At 41.1% G+C, this 21,387-nt stretch carries 21 protein-coding genes; 15 read left to right on the top strand and 6 right to left on the bottom strand.

Features of this window, described 5'->3' with window-relative positions; all coding sequences use genetic code 11:
- Window positions 1-126: 126 nt before the first annotated feature.
- Window positions 127-990, bottom strand: coding sequence for a YitT family protein (locus ACVPON_RS01745; protein WP_462875571.1), 864 nt, complete (start codon window positions 988-990; stop codon window positions 127-129).
- 1,154 nt (window positions 991-2,144) lie between these two features.
- On the opposite strand from ACVPON_RS01745, the gene tmk reads away from it, so the two are divergent.
- From tmk to ACVPON_RS01695, 10 genes are all read left to right on the top strand, one after another.
- A complete protein-coding gene (gene tmk / locus ACVPON_RS01740; RefSeq protein ID WP_462875570.1) occupies window positions 2,145-2,777 on the top strand; it encodes a dTMP kinase in 633 nt (210 codons plus the stop codon).
- 3 nt (window positions 2,778-2,780) lie between these two features.
- Window positions 2,781-3,686 (top strand): DNA polymerase III subunit delta', encoded by a 906-nt coding sequence (locus ACVPON_RS01735; RefSeq protein ID WP_462875568.1) that lies wholly within the window; start codon window positions 2,781-2,783, stop codon window positions 3,684-3,686.
- Window positions 3,687-3,689: 3 nt separating this feature from the next.
- Window positions 3,690-4,007 carry a DNA replication initiation control protein YabA gene (gene yabA / locus ACVPON_RS01730; protein ID WP_462875566.1) on the top strand — a complete coding sequence of 106 codons (318 nt, stop codon included), beginning with the start codon at window positions 3,690-3,692 and terminating at the stop codon, window positions 4,005-4,007.
- 2 nt (window positions 4,008-4,009) lie between these two features.
- A complete protein-coding gene (rsmI, locus tag ACVPON_RS01725; protein ID WP_462875564.1) occupies window positions 4,010-4,876 on the top strand; it encodes a 16S rRNA (cytidine(1402)-2'-O)-methyltransferase in 867 nt (288 codons plus the stop codon).
- A 572-nt stretch (window positions 4,877-5,448) separates the two neighbouring features.
- On the top strand, window positions 5,449-6,540 hold the full coding sequence (gene serC / locus ACVPON_RS01720) for a 3-phosphoserine/phosphohydroxythreonine transaminase (RefSeq protein WP_462875562.1): 1,092 nt from the start codon (window positions 5,449-5,451) through the stop codon (window positions 6,538-6,540).
- Window positions 6,540-7,100 (top strand): GNAT family N-acetyltransferase, encoded by a 561-nt coding sequence (locus tag ACVPON_RS01715; protein WP_462875560.1) that lies wholly within the window; start codon window positions 6,540-6,542, stop codon window positions 7,098-7,100. The genes serC and ACVPON_RS01715 overlap by 1 nt, the downstream gene beginning before the upstream one ends.
- Before the next feature lie 56 nt (window positions 7,101-7,156).
- Complete coding sequence (locus ACVPON_RS01710; RefSeq protein WP_462875558.1) at window positions 7,157-8,338, top strand: phosphoglycerate dehydrogenase; 1,182 nt, start codon at window positions 7,157-7,159, stop codon at window positions 8,336-8,338.
- Between the two features lie 68 nt (window positions 8,339-8,406).
- Window positions 8,407-8,538, top strand: a complete 132-nt coding sequence (locus tag ACVPON_RS01705) for a hypothetical protein (protein ID WP_462875556.1) — start codon at window positions 8,407-8,409, stop codon at window positions 8,536-8,538.
- Window positions 8,525-9,037, top strand: a complete 513-nt coding sequence (locus tag ACVPON_RS01700) for a methylated-DNA--[protein]-cysteine S-methyltransferase (protein ID WP_462875554.1) — start codon at window positions 8,525-8,527, stop codon at window positions 9,035-9,037. The genes ACVPON_RS01705 and ACVPON_RS01700 overlap by 14 nt, the downstream gene beginning before the upstream one ends.
- Entirely contained in the window at window positions 9,021-9,374 is a 354-nt protein-coding gene (locus ACVPON_RS01695; RefSeq protein ID WP_462875552.1) for an arsenate reductase family protein, read from the top strand. Before ACVPON_RS01700 ends, ACVPON_RS01695 begins: the two co-directional genes overlap by 17 nt.
- Window positions 9,375-10,081: 707 nt before the next feature.
- Here ACVPON_RS01695 and ACVPON_RS01690 read toward each other — a convergent pair.
- Both ACVPON_RS01690 and ACVPON_RS01685 read right to left on the bottom strand, forming a co-directional pair.
- Complete coding sequence (locus ACVPON_RS01690) at window positions 10,082-10,462, bottom strand: VOC family protein (RefSeq protein ID WP_462875551.1); 381 nt, start codon at window positions 10,460-10,462, stop codon at window positions 10,082-10,084.
- A 9-nt stretch (window positions 10,463-10,471) separates the two neighbouring features.
- A complete protein-coding gene (locus ACVPON_RS01685) occupies window positions 10,472-11,299 on the bottom strand; it encodes an exodeoxyribonuclease III (protein WP_462875549.1) in 828 nt (275 codons plus the stop codon).
- Between the two features lie 155 nt (window positions 11,300-11,454).
- On the opposite strand from ACVPON_RS01685, the gene ACVPON_RS01680 reads away from it, so the two are divergent.
- Window positions 11,455-13,113, top strand: a complete 1,659-nt coding sequence (locus ACVPON_RS01680) for a hypothetical protein (protein WP_462875547.1) — start codon at window positions 11,455-11,457, stop codon at window positions 13,111-13,113.
- Between the two features lie 228 nt (window positions 13,114-13,341).
- On the opposite strand, the gene ACVPON_RS01675 is transcribed toward ACVPON_RS01680, so the two are convergent.
- On the bottom strand, window positions 13,342-13,497 hold the full coding sequence (locus ACVPON_RS01675; RefSeq protein WP_462875545.1) for a hypothetical protein: 156 nt from the start codon (window positions 13,495-13,497) through the stop codon (window positions 13,342-13,344).
- 162 nt (window positions 13,498-13,659) lie between these two features.
- Between ACVPON_RS01675 and metG the strand changes: the two genes are divergently transcribed.
- From metG to ACVPON_RS01655, 4 genes are all read left to right on the top strand, one after another.
- Entirely contained in the window at window positions 13,660-15,654 is a 1,995-nt protein-coding gene (gene metG / locus ACVPON_RS01670) for a methionine--tRNA ligase (RefSeq protein WP_462875543.1), read from the top strand.
- A 100-nt stretch (window positions 15,655-15,754) separates the two neighbouring features.
- Complete coding sequence (locus tag ACVPON_RS01665; RefSeq protein WP_462875541.1) at window positions 15,755-16,735, top strand: competence protein CoiA; 981 nt, start codon at window positions 15,755-15,757, stop codon at window positions 16,733-16,735.
- A gap of 101 nt (window positions 16,736-16,836) precedes the next feature.
- Window positions 16,837-18,639 carry an oligoendopeptidase F gene (pepF, locus tag ACVPON_RS01660; protein ID WP_462875539.1) on the top strand — a complete coding sequence of 601 codons (1,803 nt, stop codon included), beginning with the start codon at window positions 16,837-16,839 and terminating at the stop codon, window positions 18,637-18,639.
- Between the two features lie 895 nt (window positions 18,640-19,534).
- Window positions 19,535-20,125 carry a phospholipase A2 family protein gene (locus ACVPON_RS01655; RefSeq protein ID WP_462875537.1) on the top strand — a complete coding sequence of 197 codons (591 nt, stop codon included), beginning with the start codon at window positions 19,535-19,537 and terminating at the stop codon, window positions 20,123-20,125.
- A 360-nt stretch (window positions 20,126-20,485) separates the two neighbouring features.
- Here ACVPON_RS01655 and ACVPON_RS01650 read toward each other — a convergent pair whose 3' ends face one another.
- Both ACVPON_RS01650 and ACVPON_RS01645 read right to left on the bottom strand, forming a co-directional pair.
- Entirely contained in the window at window positions 20,486-20,851 is a 366-nt protein-coding gene (locus ACVPON_RS01650; protein ID WP_462875535.1) for a Rep family protein, read from the bottom strand.
- A gap of 119 nt (window positions 20,852-20,970) precedes the next feature.
- A complete protein-coding gene (locus ACVPON_RS01645; protein ID WP_462875533.1) occupies window positions 20,971-21,099 on the bottom strand; it encodes a hypothetical protein in 129 nt (42 codons plus the stop codon).
- Window positions 21,100-21,387: the final 288 nt, after the last annotated feature.

Below are 21,387 nucleotides of genomic sequence, written 5' to 3'. Positions count from 1 at the left end.
GAGTTGTTAGTCGCTTTTCATTATAAATCATATGGGACTTTTTTTCTATACTCAAAAAGGCTCCATAATCTATACAGTGGATTTACCCACTACAGAAATTATAGAGCCTTTTATTTTTATGGAGCATTATTTTTCAAAAGGTTGTTTATTACTATCGAGTGTAAATCCTTCCCCCAATACTTCATGGGCATCTGTAATGGTGATAAAGGCGTGGGGGTCAATGCGGTGAATTAAGTCTTTCATTTCTTGTAGTTGGCTCTTGTAGATGACGGAATAAACCATATCAATTTCCTTGCGACTGTAAAAACCTTGAGCCTTGATAAGGGTGATACCACGTTCGATATGTTCATCAATAGCTTGAGCTAGTTCATATGATTTTTCAGAGACAATCATGACGCCCTTGCTACCATAGTTTCCATCGCTGATTAAATCAATGACCCGAGAGACAATGGCAACCATGACCAAGGTATAGAGTACGTTGCGGAGATCATGAAAGACCAAGATAGTCATCATTAATACGAGCATATCAATCACCAAAATGATTTGTCCGATGGTAAAAGAAGTGTATTTGTGACCGATTCGAGCAAGAATATCGCTTCCCCCTGTTGTACCACCAGCCTTGAAGATGATTCCAAGACCTGCCCCCATTAAGATCCCTCCTAAAATAGACACGAGAATCAAATCTCCCTCCAGTGGAATGTGAATGGGAATGCGTTCAAAGAGAGCCAACCAGGCAGTCACGCCCAGAGTACCCAGAATGCTATAGTAGAGGGTTCGCTTTCCTAAAATTTTCCAGCCAAGGATAAACAGAGGAATGTTGATGAGGATATTCATAATCCATGGTTGAATGCGAAAGAGGTAGTAGATAATTAGATTAACCCCTGTTGCACCACCTTCATAGAGATGATTTGGAATAATCAAGTAATTGAGCCCAAAAGAAAAAAGCCCTGCACCTAGCATAATAAAAAAGAGATTCTTAAATCGTAGCATTCCCTGCTCCCTTCGGTTTGTCTATTTCCATTCTAACAGATTTAAAAAGGATATACAAATGAATTATTCTAGAGTTCAATTAAGATGTGAGGACGTGAAGAAAATGGAAAGAAAAATAGGGAATCGAAGAAGATTACTCCGGTAATCGATACGATTCATCTTTTTTCTAGCATTTTTAGTCCGAACTCAGTTAAATCAAGATGTGAGAGCGTTTGACACGAGTGAAAAGCTCTAGTAGCATGTTTCAGCCTAACCTTAAAGGGATTCTATAAATAAAGTTCCAACCTTCGTTTGTGTTCCAACAGTCTATCTTTTTCGCACAGAGTTTAGCCCGTGTTCAATTCCCTCAAGATACCAAGGGCGTAAAAAAAGCGACTGAAAATTAGGAATCTTGACGCAGAATCAAGGATTTTAGGAAAGATTATCTATTTTCCGAGCTTTTAGCCCGTGTTCAATTAAGATGTGAGGACGTGAAGAAAATGGAAAGAAAAATAGGGAATCGAAGAAGATTACTTCGGTAATCGATACGATTCATCTTTTTTCTAGCATTTTTAGTCCGAACTCAATTACATCAAGATACGAGAGCGTTTGCCACGAGTGAAAAGTTCTAGTAGCATGTTTCAGCCTAACCTTAAAGGGATTCTATAAATAAAGTTCCCACCTTCGTTTGTGTTACAACAGTCTATCTTTTTCGCACAGAGTTTAGCCCGTGTTCAATTCCCTCAAGATACCAAGGGCGTAAAAAAAGCGACTGAAAATTAGGAATCTTGACGCAGAATCAAGGATTTTAGGAAAGATTATCTATTTTCCGAGCTTTTAGCCCGTGTTCAATTCCCTGTTTGTTGAGTATAGGGTGATAATCCCTGTTAGAGGAATGGGAGACGTGAAATAAAAAGTGCTTTTTCTTTTCTTTTTTGGTAGAATAAAATGAACGACACTCAAAGAAAAGATCGTACTCTATCAAGACAGAGTGAAGGTTGAATAGGGAAAAAACTTGTAGGTAGCTGGAAACAACTACGAGTAAATTCAAACCTTCCCTTAGGAAGTGGTAGAGCGTTTCTCAACAGTTGAGCAAGGTTTGGCAACAAGGGAAGAAACAGATTTTTGGCGACTAGTAGATGAGGTTTAAAGAGTATCATAAATAGGGGATTCGTATGACACAAGGAATATTTATCACATTGGAAGGACCGGATGGTGCAGGAAAGACGACGGTTTTACAAGAATTAGTACCACGCTTGGAAGCACTGGGAAGGCAGGTTACAACAACTCGTGAGCCAGGAGGTGTTGCGATTGCCGAAGATATTCGCTCAGTTATCCTAAATCCTCAAAATACAGCTATGGATGAAAAGACGGAGTTATTGCTTTATATCGCAGCCCGACGCCAGCATTTGAAAGAACGGATTCTACCAGCCTTAGCAGATGGACAGCTACTCTTGGTTGATCGCTTTATCGACTCTTCTGTCGCCTATCAAGGTTTTGGTAGGGGATTAGATATTGAGGCGATTGCTTGGCTCAATCAGTATGCGACAGATGGTTTGAAGCCAGACTTGACACTTTACTTTGATCTGGATGTGGAAGTAGGTTTGGAACGGATTTCTCGTAATGCCAATAGAGATGTGGACAGACTAGACATGGAGACCCTAGATATGCATGAGCGTGTGAGAACAGGTTATCTAGCTATTTTAGATCAAGAACCAGATCGTGTCGTGAAGATCGATGCCTCTAAGCCTTTGGAGGAAGTGGTAGAGGCAGCTTTTACTGTCATCTATGACCGCTTTTTTAAATAAGAGATGAAAAAAGAAGAACTACAGGCTCTACAGCCCCATATTTACCAGACTTTTCAGACGATTTTACAGCAAGGTCGCTTGGCACATGCCTATCTTTTTTCAGGTGATTTTGCTAGCTTTGAGATGGCTCTCTTTATCAGTCAGGCCATGTTTTGTACAGATAAGGAGGCAGAGCTTCCTTGCGGGCAGTGCCGTTCCTGTCGATTGATTGAGCAGGGGGAATTTACAGATGTGACTATTGTCAGTCCTCAGGGAAATACCATTAAGACAGAAACGATTCGCGACTTGGTCAAGCAGTTTTCCCAATCTGGTTTTGAATCAGATCAGCAGGTCTTTATCATTCGTGAGGCAGAGAAAATGCATCCCAATGCAGCAAATTCTCTCTTGAAAGTTATGGAAGAACCACAGAGTGATATTCGAATTTTCTTATTGACCAATCAGGAACAGGCAATCCTAGCAACGATTAAAAGTCGGGTTCAGATTGTGACCTTTCCTAAAAATGTACCCGTTTTGGAGCGATTGCTGGAAGAAGAGGGACTGTTGAAAACGCAGGCTCAGCTACTTGCTCGTCTTGTAGCAAGCATTGAAGAAGCCAAGCAATTAGCCGGTCAAAAATCCTTTTTAGAGTTGATGCTGGTTGCAAAAAAGTGGCTCGAAGTGTTATTAAAACAGCCCAATAAAGCATATTTAGAAGTGGGAAGTCTAGTTCGTCTAGCAACTGAAAAACCAGAGCAAGCACGCTTATTTGACTTGCTCATGTTATTGCTGGCAGAGAAGATGACGGATTCGACTGCTTTGACCTATTTGGAGAATTTGCAACAGGCTCGCCGACAATGGCAGAGGAACGTCAGCCTGCAAAATACCTTAGAATATTGGCTATTATCAACAGAAAAACAAGTGAAAGGATAGAGGATGGATAAGAAGGAGATTTTTGATGCCTTGGATGGTTTCTCTCAAAACCTGCTCGTCACCCTTGCAGAAGTGGAGGCAATCAAGAAACACTTACGCGGTGTGATTGAAGAAAATACAGATTTACGTCTAGAAAATTCGAAATTACGGGAGCGTTTGGAAAAAGAGGATAGAGAGCAGAGCCGGACGGCAAATTTTGGGAAGGAAAATTTGGAAAATATTTATGAAGATGGCTTTCACATCTGCACTTTTTCTTACGGACAGCGCAGGGATAACGATGAGCCATGTATGTTTTGTTTAGAATTATTGAATAGAGAGTAAGCATGCAGATTCAAAAATCAGTCAAACATTCCTTGCCCTACGGCACCTTGTATTTAGTTCCTACTCCGATTGGCAATCTTCAGGACATGACCTTTCGGGCTGTTGAAACCCTAAAAGTGGTGGAGGTCATTGCAGCAGAAGATACGCGTAATACAGGGCTTTTGCTCAAGCATTTTGAAATCGAAACGCGGCAAGTATCCTTTCATGAACATAATGCCCATGAAAAAATCCCTTCTCTCTTAGAACTACTACGTTCGGGCAAATCCATCGCTCAAGTCTCAGATGCAGGGCTTCCGAGCATCTCAGATCCGGGACATGACTTGGTGAGGGCTGCGATTGCAGAAAATATTCCAGTCGTTGCTCTACCTGGTGCATCAGCAGGTATCACAGCCATCATTGCTTCTGGTCTAGCCCCTCAACCGCATATTTTTTACGGATTTTTGCCAAGAAAATCAGGTCAGCAAAAAGCCTTTTTTGAGGAGAAAAAGAACTATCCTGAAACACAGATTTTCTACGAATCGCCACATCGGGTTAAGGCAACCTTAGAAAATATGCAGGCTATCTATGGAGACCGCTCGGTTGTTGTTGTCCGGGAATTGACAAAGCTATATGAAGAATACCAGCGTGGACAAATCAGTGAGATTTTGACTTCTATTGCCGACAATCCCCTAAAAGGGGAGTGTTTGATTATTGTATCTGGTTATGCTGAAACAGAAGTCCTCCAAGTCGAAGAGCTAGACTTGGTAGCAGCAGTATCGAGCTTGATTGCTACAGGTTCGAAGCCGAATCAGGCAATCAAGGAAGTAGCAAAGCGCTACCAACTCAAGAAACAAGAAGTCTATGATTTGTATCATGGTCTGAAAGAGTGAGCTAGAAGTTGTGCTGTGGGAGGAGTTTCCTACTCTTTACTTTTCTAGTTTTAGGTGTGGTATTCGTCGTTACCTTTTGACTACTGTTGTTGTCAGCTCAAGGCTATCTAATACTCCATAAAAATCAAAAGTAGACTAGCTTTCACCATTCAGAATGGTGAAAGGTTGGAAATGAGAGTAGCACCGCTCATTTCCTTATAATCGAAGCCGAAGGTAGAACGAGCCTTCACCAAGGCAAGTTGACGAAGGATCCTTTTGATTTTTAAAGAGTATAAGGCTTGGCTTACATTATTAGATTTAGATAGGTTAGACTTTTTAAACGGGAAAGAAGCATGAGGTGGAAAATTTTTCGACCTCATTTTTTTGCATACCAGTTGTCCGAGGGCTTTCGTCTAAAATCGAATATCCGAATCAGTCGCTAGGTGTAAAATGGGGAGCGCATGAAGTGGGTTTTTAAAGGTAAAGGAAATGGGAATAAGATACGAATAAATATACGAGATAAGGTAAAAATATAGAATTGTCTGAACAGTTGTGATATAATAAACGGAAACATTTTTTATTGGAGGAATAGGATGACAATCTATAATTTTTCTGCTGGTCCTGCAGTATTGCCAAAATCTGTCTTAGCAAAAGCACAGGCTGAGTTTCTGGATTATAATGGTTCAGGCATGAGTGTACTAGAGATGTCACATCGCTCCAAAGAGTTTGATGATATTATAAAAGGCGCTGAAGCAACTCTCCGCGACTTAATGGCAATTCCAGATGACTATAAGGTCTTGTTCTTACAAGGTGGGGCATCGCTTGCATTTACCATGATTCCGCTCAATTTTGCACGTGGAAAGAAAGCCTACTATCTGGTTGGGGGTTCATGGGGGAAAAAGGCATATACGGAAGCTGTTAAACTTTCTAAGACGCTTGCCTTTGAGCCAATTTTATTGGGGTCAACAGAAGACATACAGTATGCAGAATTGCCAAGTTTTGACAGGAATGTGATTGATTCTGGGGCAGCCTATGTTCATTTAACGACAAATAATACCATTGAAGGGACAGCAGTTTACACTCTTCCAGATACCAATGGAGTCCCTATTATTGCAGACATGTCTTCTAATATTTTAGCAGCTCGTTACAATGTGGAAGACTTTGCGATGATTTATGCAGGCGCTCAAAAAAATATTGGGCCTGCAGGTGTGACTGTCGTGATTGTTCGAGAAGATTTCTTGAATGATGAGCCAGTCTTGTCTAGTATGTTAGACTATCGTATTCAAGCAGACCATGAATCGCTCTATAATACTCCACCAGCCTATTCTATTTATATTGCCAAACTGGTCTTTGAATGGGTCAAGGAAATCGGAGGGGTCGATAAAATGGCGGAGCTCAATCGCGAAAAATCAGGTCTTTTGTATGATTATATCGATCAGTCTGACTTTTATAGCAACCCAGTTCGCAAGGTGGAAGAGCGCTCCGTCGCCAATATTCCCTTTGTATCCCCCAATCCAGAGCTTGACGCAACATTTGTCAAGGAAGCAACAAAAGCAGGCTTTAAAAATATCAAGGGTCACCGTTCAGTAGGTGGTATGCGAGCTAGTCTCTACAATGCTTTTCCCCGTCAAGGAGTGCTTGATTTGATTGCCTTTATGAAGAAATTTGAAGAGGAGAATGCCTAATGGAAATTCGACTTGCCCACCCCAACGAAGTGACTGCCATTTGTCAAATCTTTGAAGATGCCCGTGCTTTTCTAGCCCAGTCAGGCAGCGACCAATGGCAGGGTAGCTACCCAAGTCAAGAAGATGTCTTTGATGATATTTTATCAGGGCGTGGCTATGTTGCTCTTGTCAGGGGACAGGTGGCGGCCTATGGAGCCGTTCAGATTGGCAATGAACCAGCCTATAATGAGATTTATGATGGTAAATGGCAACATAATCATTTTCTCTATACTACTTTTCACCGTGTAGCAGTTCGTGCGGACTTCCGCGGACAAGAAGTGGTTCAGACCTTTTTACAAGGCTTGATTGAGGGACAGAAGGGGCCAGATTTTCGCTGTGATACCCATGAGAAGAATCTGGCGATGCAGCATATTTTAGAAAAATTGGGTTTTGTATATTGTGGAAAAGTGCCGATTGACGGTGAACGCTTGGCTTACCAGAAGATTAAAACCAAGCAAGAGACTAGCCTTTACCAAGAAATTGCAGAAGATGACCGCTGGCTACTCGGTAGAAATGATTAAATGAAAAATAGAAAGAGGAGGGAATGGACGAAGACCACTCCCTTTTAGGAAATAAAATGGTATTTAGTGTACGAACCTTTAACAATATCAATCAGCTTGGTCTAAAGGAATTGGGAAATCAGTTCCAAATTGATGGAGACCAGGCAGCAAATCCCGACGCCTTTATTATTCGCTCTGAAAATTTGCATGGTTTTGCTTTTCCAGAAAATCTGAAAGCCATTGCCCGGGCAGGAGCGGGTACCAACAATATTCCGATTGAGGAAGCAAGCGCTCAAGGAATCGTTGTTTTTAACACGCCAGGTGCCAATGCAAATGCGGTAAAAGAAGCGGTACTTGCCTCTATTTTATTATCTGCCCGCGATTACATCAAGGCGACTGCTTGGAGTAATAGCTTATCGGGAGAAGATGTACCCAAGCAAGTTGAAGCAGGGAAAAAACAATTTGCAGGCAAGGAAATTACGGGTAAGACCCTCGGTGTGATTGGTCTCGGTGCAATTGGTGCACGGATTGCCAATGATGCTCGTCGTTTAGGAATGAATGTCTTGGGCTATGACCCCTATGTATCTGTTGAAACAGCCTGGAGTATTTCGAGCCATGTCAAGAGAGTGGATGATTTGAAAGAAATTTTCAGGCAGTCAGATTATATTACGGTGCATGTACCATTAAATGATAGTACTCGTGACCTATTTAATGCACAAGCTTTTGCCTTGATGAAAAAAGGGACGACAATTATCAACTTTGCTCGTGGTGAATTGGTGAACCACTCTGCTTTGTTTGACGCAATTGCAACAGGTGTTGTCGGTCACTATGTGACAGATTTTGGAACTGAAGATCTGCTCAATAAGCCCCATATTACAGTCTTTCCGCATATTGGCGGATCAACTGAGGAAGCGGAATTGAACTGTGCGATTGCAGCAGGCAAGACCATTCGGCGCTTTATGGAGACAGGTGAAATCACCAATTCTGTCAACTTTCCCAATATGCACCAGCCCCTGTCCACGCCCTTTCGTATTACCTTAATCAACAAAAATGTACCCAATATAGTGGCGAAGATTTCGACAGCCGTCTCTCGTTTAAATATCAATATTGATAATATCTTGAATCGTTCAAAAGGTGATTATGCCTACACAATGCTGGACTTAGATGAAGCAGATAGGGAAAAAATAAAGGCTCTTGCAGAACAATTTGAGAGCGATGAAAATATTATCAGGGTGCGTATGATTGAAAGTAGGAAATAAGATGGATAAAAAGGAAAGACGATGTAAAAGAATGAAAAGAGCGTTTTGATATTTTTCAAGTCAATTTTGTGACAGCACTCTGGATTGATAAGAAAACAGGTGTCGAATATCTTCAACTAGGGGAAGGTGAATTGCGCCCATTATTTGATTCAGAAGGCAAGTCCAATATGAACAGGAGGTTTAAAGATGACCTACTATAAATGTCTCTATCAGTCCCCTTTAGGTTCTCTGTCTCTTATTACGACTACAAAAGGATTGCGAGGAATTTGGTTTGAAGATCAAAAATATTTTGAGCGGGGTGTGACAGAGCTTCCAATCATGGAAATCCATCCTATTCTTAGGCAAACTATGACCTTATTGGATACCTACTTTGCTGGTCATGCTGTCGATTTATCTGGTCTACCACTAGATCTTCCTGCAAGTCCTTTTCAGAAAGCTGTCTGGAAGGTCTTGCAAGAGATTCCTTATGGACAAACCATGACCTACGGGCAGATAGCCAAGCGTTTAGGGATTGCATCTGGGCAGGCAGTAGGTGGTGCAGTCGGAAAAAATCCGATTTCCATCCTCATTCCCTGTCACCGGGTCGTGGGCAGTCAAGGGCAGTTAACAGGCTACGCAGGTGGGCTAGAAAAAAAGCGCTGGTTATTAGCGCATGAATCATTGATGAAGAAAGAGGAATACAATGTTACTGTTTTATGAATATCCAAAATGTTCAACCTGTCGAGCAGCTAAGGCTGAGCTACAAGCACTTGGTCTCACATTTGAAGCGATTGATATTAAGGCTACTCCACCAACAGCTAGCCAGTTGAAGGAATGGATGGAAATGACAGGGCTAGAGCTGAAGAAATATTTTAATACGTCAGGCAATAGTTACCGTGCACTTGGTTTAAAAGACAGGTTTGACCAGTTGAGTGTGGAAGAAGCCTTGGACCTGCTCGCTCAGGACGGCATGCTGATTAAGCGTCCCTTACTCGTTCAAGATGGTAAAATCTTGCAGATTGGCTATCGGACAAAGTATGAGGAATTAGGGCTATAGTTCAGCTGGATAAGATACGAGAGCGTAAAACGAGTAAAACAAAAATAGGAGGCAGACGTAGGGTTCAATGGACCCAAGGAAGCCTATCCTTACAGGATTCTCAGCTGTAACTAACTAAAGCTAGAACAGCTGCCTATCCTTACAGGATTCTCAGCTGTAACTAACTAAAGCTAGAACAGCTGCCTATCCTTACAGGATTCTCAGCTGTAACTAACTAAAGCTAGAACAGCTGCCTATCCTTACAGGATTCTCAGCTGTAACTAACTAAAGTTAGAACAGCTGCCTATTCTTACAGGATTCTCAGCTGTAACTAACTAAAGTTAGAACAGCTGCCTATCGATTTTCCGAGCTTTTATTGAGTATTAGCTCGACTTCGATTCCCTCAAGATATAGTTTTTAGTTTACTTTTAGTACTAGGCAAGGAGCTACAGGCTGCTTCAACAGTCTAAGGACTGTTGAAGGTTGGAAATCATACTGACGATAGTCAGTAACAATCGTAGAGTACGGCAAAGCGAGTTCCAATCATCTGGAAGAGTGAAACAGTTCGGCGGACTGTTTCAGCCTGAGCCTAGAAATTTGAGAGCGAAGTGGGCAAGGTTGGAAATAGAGAAACGGAGTTTTCACAATCGTCGAAGGAATAAAAGTTAAACTAAATGAGTATACAAGGGGCGTATAAAAAGGCTGAGAAGTTATCTCGGCCTTTTGTGTTATTTTATGGGAGCTTCTTTTATAGCAATGTAATGTCCTTCATTATCTGCAAAGGTAAAATGCACCATGCCTTGGTATTCCATGATTGGATTGGTAGTGACCCCTGCTTGGCTTAATCGCTCATACTCGGCTTTTAAATGATCGGTTTCAAACAAGAGACTTGGAAAGCCGACGTTCATACCTGGATTGGCTTTGGCTACCCATTCTTTATCGTGAATGCCAAATTTGGTTGTCGCATCAAGTGAAGGTGCAATTTCATAGGAAATAGCTTCTCCGTAGTCGGCTGTCTCTAAGAGGACAAAGCCGACTTTTTCTGTCCAAAATTTCATTGCAGCCTCGGTGTCTGCTACATAGAGCATGGTGGTTGATGTTGTAATCATTTTTTCTCCTTATAGGTCAATTTCTAAGACGATCGGTGTGTGGTCTTGGCGGGCTCCAGAATCAATCATTTCTGACTTCGTTACCTTGTCAGCCACGCGCTTGCTTGTGAGCCAGTAGTCAATTCTCCAGCCAGTATTATTGATTTTGCTAGTCTTGCTACGTTGCGCCCACCAAGTGTACTGGTGAGGAAGATCTCCGTGTAAGTGGCGGAAGGTATCGATAAAGCCCTTAGCTAAGAGATTTGTAAATCCTGCTCGTTCTTCATCCGTAAATCCAGGTGACTGACGATTGCTTGCAGGATTGGCAAGATCAATTTCGTGGTGGGCAACATTGTAGTCTCCCGTTGCAAGAACAGGCTTTTGCTGATCGAGTGTTGCTAGATATTCTGCATATCGTTCATCCCAGACTTGGCGCTCGCTCAGGCGTCTTAATCCATCACCAGCATTTGGGGTATAAACTTGGGTCACAAAGAACTTATCAAATTCCAAGGTGATGATTCGTCCCTCCACGTCCATCGTTGAGGGAGCTCCGATTTCTGGAAAAGAAATAATGGGGGTTAAGTCACTCTTATAGAGGAACATGGTTCCTGCATAGCCCTTACGAGCTGGTTCAACAGAAGAACGCCAGGTCGTTTCATAGTTTGGAAAGAGTTCCCCTAGAATATCCAAGTGTTTTTTGGTAGGTCCTGTGGCAGATAATTTGGTTTCTTGAATGGCAATGATATCTGCATCTTCTGCTATCAAGGTTTGTAAAACAGCTTTTGATAATTGGGCACGAGCAGAATCACTGGTCAAGGCTGCATTAAGGGAGTCAATATTCCATGAGATGAGTTTCATATGGGTTCCTTTTCTAGTTTTACTGTGTTTCATTATATCAAAAATTTCCCCCTCAAGCGAATGACGGAACTGGAAAAAATTTTCACTTCCTTTTGTTACAGTACTAAAAGTATGGTACAATAGAAGCAAATAAATCTTTGTTTGTGGAGGTTGGTATGAAAAGAAAACGAATAGGTTTTGCCTGGCTGGCTCTCATACTAGAAATGATAGTCTACTACTGGTATCAGTTGCCAGCCATTAATGTGTTTAGCTTAGGTTTCTGGATATTCGCCTTGCAATCGACAGCCTTGGCCTGGTTGCTATTACTCTTTAGTAATCCTGCTGGGCTTATCCAACAGGTTACCAAAGGGACTGGTAGAAAGCGTCAGGTGACGACCTACAATGTCAATCCCAAATTACCTGCTTTTTTAACTTGGACAGGTCGCCTCTGGCTCTTGCTGGTTCTTGCTCTTATCGGTCTTGGTATTTTCAACTCCCCTATCTTCCGGGCTAAAGATTATGCTACGGTTATTATGGTGGAGGATGCGGATTTCAAGGCAGATTTTCCTGAGACCGATATTTCTAAGCTGGCTCTTTTGGATCGAGCTTCGGCTGAAAAGATAGGCGACACCTATCTGGGCACCATTGATAAGGTTTCCCAGTTTGGTATTTCGAATGATTACCGTCAGATTACGATTGGTCAGCAGCCCTTCCGCGTGTCTCCTTTGGAGTATAAGTCTTTTTGGAAATGGCTGAGCAACCACCAAGATGGGATTGGCTACTATGTAAAGGTCAATCAGACGACAGGAAAAGCAGAGCTTGCCAAGCTGAGTACGTCCATGCATTATTCAGATTCTGAGTATTTATTGAAGGACACCATGCGTCATCTCCGTCTTCAATACCCAACCACTATTTTTGGAAAACCATCTTTTGAAGTGGATGATGAGGGCAATCCTTACTATATCGCAACGACCTACCAACCTAAGTTTGGTTTGTCTTCTAGCGACCCGACTGGAGCCATAGTATTGGATGCAGTGACTGGTGAGAGCAAGGAGTACAGTCTGGCAGATATTCCTGAATGGGTGGACCGTGTTTACTCGGCTAGCAATGTCATCAGCCGTGTTGATGACCACTATACCTATCAAAATGGTTTCTGGAATACTATTTTCAGTCAAACAGGTGTCAAACATACAACGGATAGCTACAATTACATTTCCATTGGTTCAGATATTTATCTCTATACAGGCATTACCTCAGCTACAGCAGATTCGTCCAATCTTGGTTTCATTCTGGTCAATATGCGGACGCGTGAAATCACCAACTACAAACTAGCTTCTGCAACGGAAACAGCTGCTCAAGAATCGGCAGAAGGGGAAGTACAGGAAAAAGGTTATGAGGCAACTGCCCCTAGTCTGGTCAAGTTGGCAGCAACTGCCTACTATCTGGTATCCTTGAAAGATGATGCTGGTTTAGTAAAGTCCTACGCTTTGGTCGATGCAGAAGATTACCAGCAAGTTGCGGTCAACAATGATGTTGCGGCCTTGATTTCTCAGGTAACTGGCAGAGATGCTTCTAGTTTAGCAGGACTAAGTGCGACCGACTCTGGAGAAGCTAGCGATCAAGCTGAAGTTATTTCTGGTAAGGTAGAGGCCTTGGCAAGCCAGATGATTGGAGGTTCAACCGTTTACTATATCCAATCAACAGATCAGATTTATAAGGTCAAGGCAACAGAAGATAGCACAGACAAGTTGCCGTTTATCAAGGTCGGAGATAGCTTTACCGGTCAATTGGATAAGAACAATTACCTAAAAAATTTTACCATTATTGCTGAATAATTTCAGAAAAGAGCAGAAAATTTTTCCGAATGATACTGCTCTTTTTTTATTGTTCGTGATAGGATAAAAAATCCCTAATACTCAATAAACATCAAAAGTGGATTACCTTTTACAATTAAGAATTGTGAACGGTTGGAAATGAGAGTAGCACCGCTCATTTCCTTATAATCGAAGCCAAGGTAGAACGAGCCTTCACCAAGGCAAGTTGACGAAGGATCCTTTTGATTTTTAAAGAGTATGAATAAAGATAAAGTTAAGGATAAGTGGCAGGGTAGCCCATGAAACGCCTCCCATCCATTCACGGTCAATGACAGTTGGTCTTGAGTGGTGGCAATAGCGTCCGATTTGGATAGCAAAGCTGGATAGAAGGGGAAGTCCTTCCATCAGAAACAGACGAAGCCAAGAACATTTGATAGAGAAGGTAGATACTCTCTTTCTACTCGGATGGAGGGAGAATTGCATTTAGAACCATTTTGTAATTTAAGTAAAATATGATAAAATAAAGCGTTAGAATAAAAGGTTTCATTTGCCTTGAAAGGAAAAGATATGACGGAAAAGAATTTTTACATCACTACACCGATTTATTACCCTTCTGGTAAGCTCCATATTGGATCTGCTTATACGACTATTGCCTGCGATGTCTTGGCACGCTACAAACGCCTTATGGGCTATGATGTCTTTTATTTGACTGGTCTTGATGAGCATGGTCAAAAGATTCAAACCAAGGCAGCAGAAGCAGGGATTACCCCTCAGGCTTATGTTGATGGTATGGCTGTGGAGGTCAAAAAATTATGGGAACTCTTGGATATTTCTTATGACAAATTTATCCGCACGACCGATGATGACCACGAGGCAGTTGTAGCAGAAGTCTTTGAACGCTTGCTAGCCCAAGATGATATCTACCTTGGGGAATACTCTGGTTGGTACTCGGTTTCAGATGAAGAATTTTTCACAGAAAGCCAGTTAGAAGAGGTCTTTCGAGATGAAACAGGCAAGGTTATCGGAGGAATCGCTCCTTCTGGTCACGAAGTGGAATGGGTATCAGAAGAGTCTTATTTCTTGCGCTTGAGTAAGTACGCAGACCGCTTGGTCGCCTTTTTCAAGGAGCATCCAGACTTTATCCAGCCAGATGGGCGGATGAATGAAATTGTGAAAAACTTTATCGAGCCGGGGCTTGAGGACTTGGCAGTCAGCCGCACCTCCTTTACTTGGGGAGTGTCCGTGCCGTCAAATCCCAAGCATGTCGTCTATGTCTGGATTGATGCCCTTTTAAACTATGTGACCGCACTTGGCTACGGACAAGCAGAGCATGCGAATTTTGATAGATTCTGGAATGGCACTATTTTCCATTTAGTTGGAAAAGATATCCTACGTTTCCACTCGATTTACTGGCCTATTCTCCTCATGATGTTGGACTTGCCCTTGCCAGAGCGCTTGATTGCCCATGGTTGGTTTGTCATGAAAGATGGTAAAATGTCTAAATCTAAGGGAAATGTTGTCTATCCAGATATGTTGGTAGACCGCTATGGGCTTGATCCCCTACGTTACTACCTGATGAGAAGTCTGCCAGTCGGCTCAGATGGGACTTTCACACCGGAAGATTATGTGGGACGTATCAACTATGAACTAGCGAATGATCTAGGAAACCTCCTCAACCGGACAGTAGCTATGGTCAATAAATACTTTGACGGACAAGTCCCTGCCTATGCAGCAAATGTCACTGCTTTTGATGAAGACTTAGCAAGCGTGGCAGCAAGGTCTATCGCTGACTACCACAAGCAAATGAATGCGGTGGATTATCCGCGTGCCTTGGAAGCTATCTGGACCTTGATTTCTCGGACGAATAAGTATATCGATGAAACGGCACCGTGGCTGTTGGCAAAAGAGGAGGAAAAACGAGCAGAATTAGCTTCTGTCATGAGCCACTTAGTTGCAAGCCTCCGTGTAGTAGCCCATTTGATTGAGCCATTTATGATGGCAACGAGTGCTGCTATCTTAGAGCAATTGGGGATGAAAAAGGTAAGCAGTCTGGAAGAGTTAGCATTTGCTGAACTCCCAAGAGATTTAAGGGTGGTTGCAAAGGGGCAGCCTATTTTCCCACGTCTTGACATGGAAGAAGAAATTGCCTATATCAAGGAGCAAATGACAGCAGGGAAGCCAACTATTGAAAAAGAGTGGACACCAGAGGAGGTTGCCTTGACCTTGAACCGTAAAGAAATCAAATTTGATGACTTTGAAAAGGTTGAAATTCGTGTCGCAGAAGTCAAGGAAGTCAAAAAAGTAGAAGGCAGTGATAAATTGCTCCAATTCCGTTTGGATGCAGGCGATAGCGAAGACCGCCAAATCCTATCCGGGATTGCCAAATACTATCCAAATGAGCAAGACTTGGTCGGTAAGAAGGTTCAAATCGTAGCCAACCTCAAACCGCGCAAGATGATGGGGCATATCAGCCAAGGGATGATTTTATCCGCAGAACATGGCGATACCTTGACCCTTTTGAGTGTTGATCCAGCAGTTCCAAATGGTAGTCTGATTGGTTAGGAGAATGCTATGACAGTTTATTTTTATGGCTGTGTTAGTTAGGAAGAAGTCGGCACCTCTGTTCCGGCTTTTTTTGCGAATAGTATGGATAGGAGGGCTTATGTTAGTTGCAAAAAATGAGAGAGGTCAGTCGATTTCTTTAATTGAATCACAGGCTGTAGGAGGAAGAAACTTTTTTTGTCCAGGCTGTGGCAATCCTGTTCGTTTGCGTAGGGGACAGGTGATTCGACCACATTTTGCCCATATTTCTTTGAATAATTGCCACTATTTTTCAGAGAATGAGTCTGCCCAGCACCTGGCATTAAAAATTAGCTTGTATCAGTGGGCAGGCAAACATAGTCAGGTAGAGCTGGAAAAGAGGTTACCAGAGCTAGAACAGATTGCAGATCTATTGGTGGAAGATAGGATTGTGCTGGAAGTGCAATGTTCTACCTTACCTCTTAAGCGTTTGAAAGAGCGCACCTATGCCTATCGGCGGGCAGGTTACCATGTACTCTGGCTTTTAGGGGAGCAGTTATGGTTGAAAAATCGTCTTACGAAATTACAAGAGCAGTTTCTCTCTTTTAGTCAGTCTGCAGGCTTTTTTGTGTGGGAGCTGGATGCAAAAGGGAAGACATTATGCCTGCGTTATTTGCTTCATGAAGATTTACATGGTCACCTGCAGTATCTGACGAAAGAGTTTCCGTTGGGAGTGGGAAATCTTCTTACGATTTTGCGTTTTCCCTATCAACAGAAAGAAGCAGCCATTTTAAAAGGGAGGCAAGACCGAGACTTGCTCAACTATATTGCGCGCCAACTTTATCATCGCTCCCCGAAGTGGATGGCAGCCCAAGCCCAGTTGTATCAAAAAGGAGATAATCTTCTGACAAAACACCTGGATGATTTTTATCCCCAAGTTCGCCCGCCCCAGTCCAAACAGGGCTTTGTTCAAATCCAAGAGGATTTAACGGATTATTATGCTCATTTTTATGCCTATTACCGACAACAAAGCGATAAAGATGGGCAGTATCTTTACCCACCAGCTTTTTATCAAACCATTCTCCAAAAACAGAAAGAGGGAAAGAAATGCAGTCTAGACTAAGGATTGTGTAAAAAGTAGTCTGAATGTGGATTTCCTACACGATAAGGTTAGAAGTAGTCTTGGATTTGTGGTAGAATAAGAGGTACGGAGGTAAACGAATCATGACAAAACAACGCAATGAAATTGAGGAAAAATACCAATGGGATTTGACCACTATTTTTCTAACAGATGAAGCCTGGGAGGCAGAACTGGCAGCCCTTCAAGCAGATGTAGAAGCAAGTGTAGGTCTTGCAGGTCATTTACTTGATTCTGCTAAGAATTTATTGGAAATCAGTGAAAGACAACTCGGTCTGATGCGCCGTATGGAAACTCTTTATGTCTATGCATCCATGAAAAATGACCAAGATACTCGTGAAGGCAAATACCAAGAGTTTCAAGCCAAGGCCTTGGGCTTGTACTCAGCCCTTTCACAAGCTTTTGCCTTCTATGAGCCAGAATTTCTCACAGTGACAGAAGAGCGTTTGGCAGCTTTTATAGAAGAAGAGCCTGCCTTGAAGCAGTATAGCCATCAGTTTGAGAAATTATTGGCAGGAAAAGCCCATGTCTTGTCGCAAGAGGTGGAAGAGGTATTGGCAGCTACTAGCGAGGTCTTTGATGCACCGTCAGAAACCTTTTCTGTTCTCGATAATGCAAGCATTCGCTTCCCAGAGATTACCAATGAAGAGGGTCAACTTGTGCCACTCTCACACGGTAGCTATATTTCATTTATGGAATCAAGCAACCGTGAGGTCCGTAAGGAAGCTTATGAGGCTTTGTATAGTACGTATGAACAATTCCAGCATACCTATGCTAAGACCTTGCAATCAGCTGTCAAAGTGAATAACCTAAAAGCCCGCTTACGCAAATACGATAGCGCCCGCCATGCAGCCTTGGCCGCAAACTTTATTCCAGAGTCTGTTTACGATACCTTGGTAGGAGCTGTCAATAAGCATTTGCCGCTTTTACATCGCTATATCAACTTGCGTAAGAAATTGCTCGGTATTGATGATTTGAAGATGTATGATCTGTACACACCGCTCTCTGATGTAGACTATACATTTACTTATGAAGATGCCTTGAAAAAGGCAGCAGATACCTTGACTATTTTTGGTGATGAGTATAGCCAGCAGGTGAAAGAAGCCTTTGACAACCGCTGGATTGATGTCCATGAAAATGAGGGGAAACGTTCGGGAGCATATTCAGGTGGTGCCTATGATACAAATGCCTTTATGCTTTTGAATTGGCAGGATACACTAGATAATCTCTATACCTTGATCCACGAGACAGGTCACTCGCTTCATTCGATGTTTACTCGTAAGAACCAGCCTTATGTTTATGGCCACTATTCGATTTTTTTGGCGGAGATTGCTTCTACGACAAATGAGAATCTACTGACAGAACAATTATTGTCTGAAGTAGAAGATGACAAGGCTCGCTTTGCTATTTTAAACCATTATTTGGATGGTTTCCGAGGGACAGTATTCCGTCAGACCCAATTTGCTGAATTTGAATATGCCATCTATAAGGCAGACCAAGAAGGGGAAGTATTGACCGCTGATTTCTTAAGTCAGCTGTATGCAGAAATCAATGAGAAATACTACGGCCTATCTGCAGAAGAAAATCCAGAAATTCAGTTTGAATGGGCTCGCATTCCACATTTCTATTACAACTTCTATGTCTATCAGTATGCGACAGGTTTTGCAGCCGCATCTGCCCTTTCTCATAAGATTGTCCATGGAAGCCCAGAGGATAAGGAACATTACCTTGATTATCTTAAAGCAGGAAGCTCAGATTATCCCCTCCATGTCATCAAAAAAGCTGGCGTCGATATGACCGCAGAAGACTACTTGAACGATGCTTTCAAAGTGTTTGAGGCTCGCTTGACAGAGTTAGAGGGCTTGGTCGAAAAAGGGGTTCATTTGTAAGAACCTGTATTCATAGCTTGGGACTTTTATCGAAGACTGGTCTTTGGTCGGTCTTCGTTTTTTGAAATATACTCATTTCGTTTCCCTTTTATTCCTTCAAGGATTGTGGAAACTCCGTTTCCTTATTTCCAACGAGGTTGGGTCAAAAGTCTTAGAAATAGAAAACAGCTTAGAATCACATCATTAAAAATGTTGATTCTAAGCTGTTTTTATTTATCTAAATTTTAAGCGAGGCGAGAGAGTTTTAGTTTTTGCCTAACCTCCTCACTTTGTCGTACTCTACGATTGTTACTGACTATCGTCAGTATGATTTCCAACCTTCAACAGTCATTAGACTGTTGAAGCAGCCTGCAGCTCCTTATCTAGTACTAAAAGTAGACTAATACTCCATAAAAATCAAAAGTAGACTAGCTTTCACCATTCAGAATTGTGAAAGGTTGGAAATGAGATTAGCACCGCTCATTTCCTTATAATCGAAGCCGAAGGTAGAACGAGCGTTCACCAAGGCAAGTGGACGAAGTATCCTTTTGATTTTTAAAGAGTAGAAGTTTCAGAGGGAACAAAACGAGTCGCTATTTGGAATGCGACTAAACAATAGAGACTTGATTTTTTTAAAAAAGTATATATTGATGTAAATTCCCAAAGTAAGTTCTACTCTGTTTCAAAAACTGGAAATTAGACTGAGACAAAGAAATAAGGGAGAACTTACTTTGGGAATTTAGGTGTTTCGCTATTATTTAGATAGACCCTTAAAATAATAGACAAAACAGATAATTAACGATATAATGAAAACGGATACAATCTTTCAGGAACTTATTTAGGTTAGAAAGGAGATACTATCAAATCCAAATCCTAAATAAAAAACACAGGTGTAAAATAGAGAGGAAAATGTTTCATGAAACATAAAAAAATTTTTGTCTTAAGTGCTTGTTTAATTGCTTTAATGTCTACAAATAGCATAACCCATGCCGACACACCAACCGAAATAAACCAATCAAATTTAACAGTTTTATCAAGTGACGAACGTATCGCCTATATGGATCAAGAAACAAAAGTTGCAATGAATTACATTGTACAACACAATGACCGAATGTATTTTGACTTAGAAAAAGCTCAAAAAGACGGAATCTCGGGTGAAGCACTTGATATTGGTCTAGCAATTGAAGACATTAGCTATGAATATATGAACGGAACTTTTACTCCGAAAAACTACTTCCGCTCTGTATCGTTCCCAGTATACGGTAATTACTGCGGACCAGGACATAGCGGAAACAACTTTACCCAACCCGCTATTGACCACTTAGATTGGGGTTGTATGCAACATGACAAATGCTATAAACCATGGTCTCCTGGACAAAATTGTGATTGCAACAGACAATTAATTTACTTTATACAAACTAACAGAAGATGGATGCCTGATTCTGCCCTTCGAACAGCTAATGCTATTAAAGCATACTTTGAAACAGTAGGTTTAATCGGATGTTGAAAAACATACAACAATTTGAAACTAAATACAGCAATCACATTATTATAATAACTCTAATTATTTGGATTATTTTATTCCTCACCCCTACCCAATATCTAGGAGAAAATTACTACATCAGAAACAAAATTCTACTTGAAATTTTCCCAATCACTGGCGTAATTATCACAAGTTTATCTATTCTTGGAAAAAATCTAAAACTTTTCCTCCTCGGTATAAGTTTAATTTTCGCTTTCTATATCACAATGATATTTGGATATATGATTGCTGGAAGTTAATAAAAAGGCTGTAATCTTTTTTACAGTCTTTTTATCTTTCAATTCAGTAAACATTATAAATCATGGTCCACCAATTCTATTTCAATCAACCTATTCTTTCGAGCTTGATAAGCGCCCCGTCAAAATATAGTCTCATCAAACCCGATTTTGGAGCTATAATTTTATTTACCTGCTTCATACCAACAAGACCATAATTCCTTCCATACCGTCTCACAAATTTGGCAAGTTCCAAAAGATTTGCTAGCTGATATTTTTCAATAAGTTCACAAATTACATTAACAATCTCCTCTTTCTCGTATTCATCAATCACTACATAACGATCAATATCAAAGTTATTTAACAGTTTTATATCTGACTTATTATAGACATGCTTTTTCTTCTCAATAGCATGCTTGTTCTCATGAGTTAGATACAGATACATATTTTCAACGTTTAAAACAATTTGTACCATTGCTATTAAAAATATAGACTTGATTTTAAAAAAAAGTATATATTGAAAGTATAAAAATCATTAAAGAAACCTGTTAGAAAGGAGTTTTGGATAAAAAATCAAGTTATCTTATTTAGTTCTCACTTGTTCATATTAGGAAACCATATGATTCCTACCGCAACTGTTCTTGCAGATGAGAAGACCTCATTGGATTCCTTCGCAATGAATCCACAAATACTACCTATAATCAGCAATGTTTTAACCATCATTTCCTTATTTACCATCTTGTCCGTAAGTTTAAATAAAAAGCTGAAAAAACTACCGACAAAAAACTACTCATACTATCTATTGTAATCTCTGTCATTGCTACTTTAATCGCTTTTATCTATTTCATAATTTTATTCAAATAACAAGACAAAAATCCTCCCTTTACTATGATATACTCCCCTTATAGTGGACAGTGAAAAAACAAAAATTCACTAGAAGCTTGATATACTCCCCTTATAGTGGACAGTGAAAAAACAAAAATTCACTAGAAGCTAAAGGGGAGTTTTCCT

This window comes from Streptococcus sp. 1F3, assembly GCF_054968985.1.
Note: the sequence above shows the minus strand (reverse complement) of the source record. Positions and strands in the feature narration are given on the sequence as shown.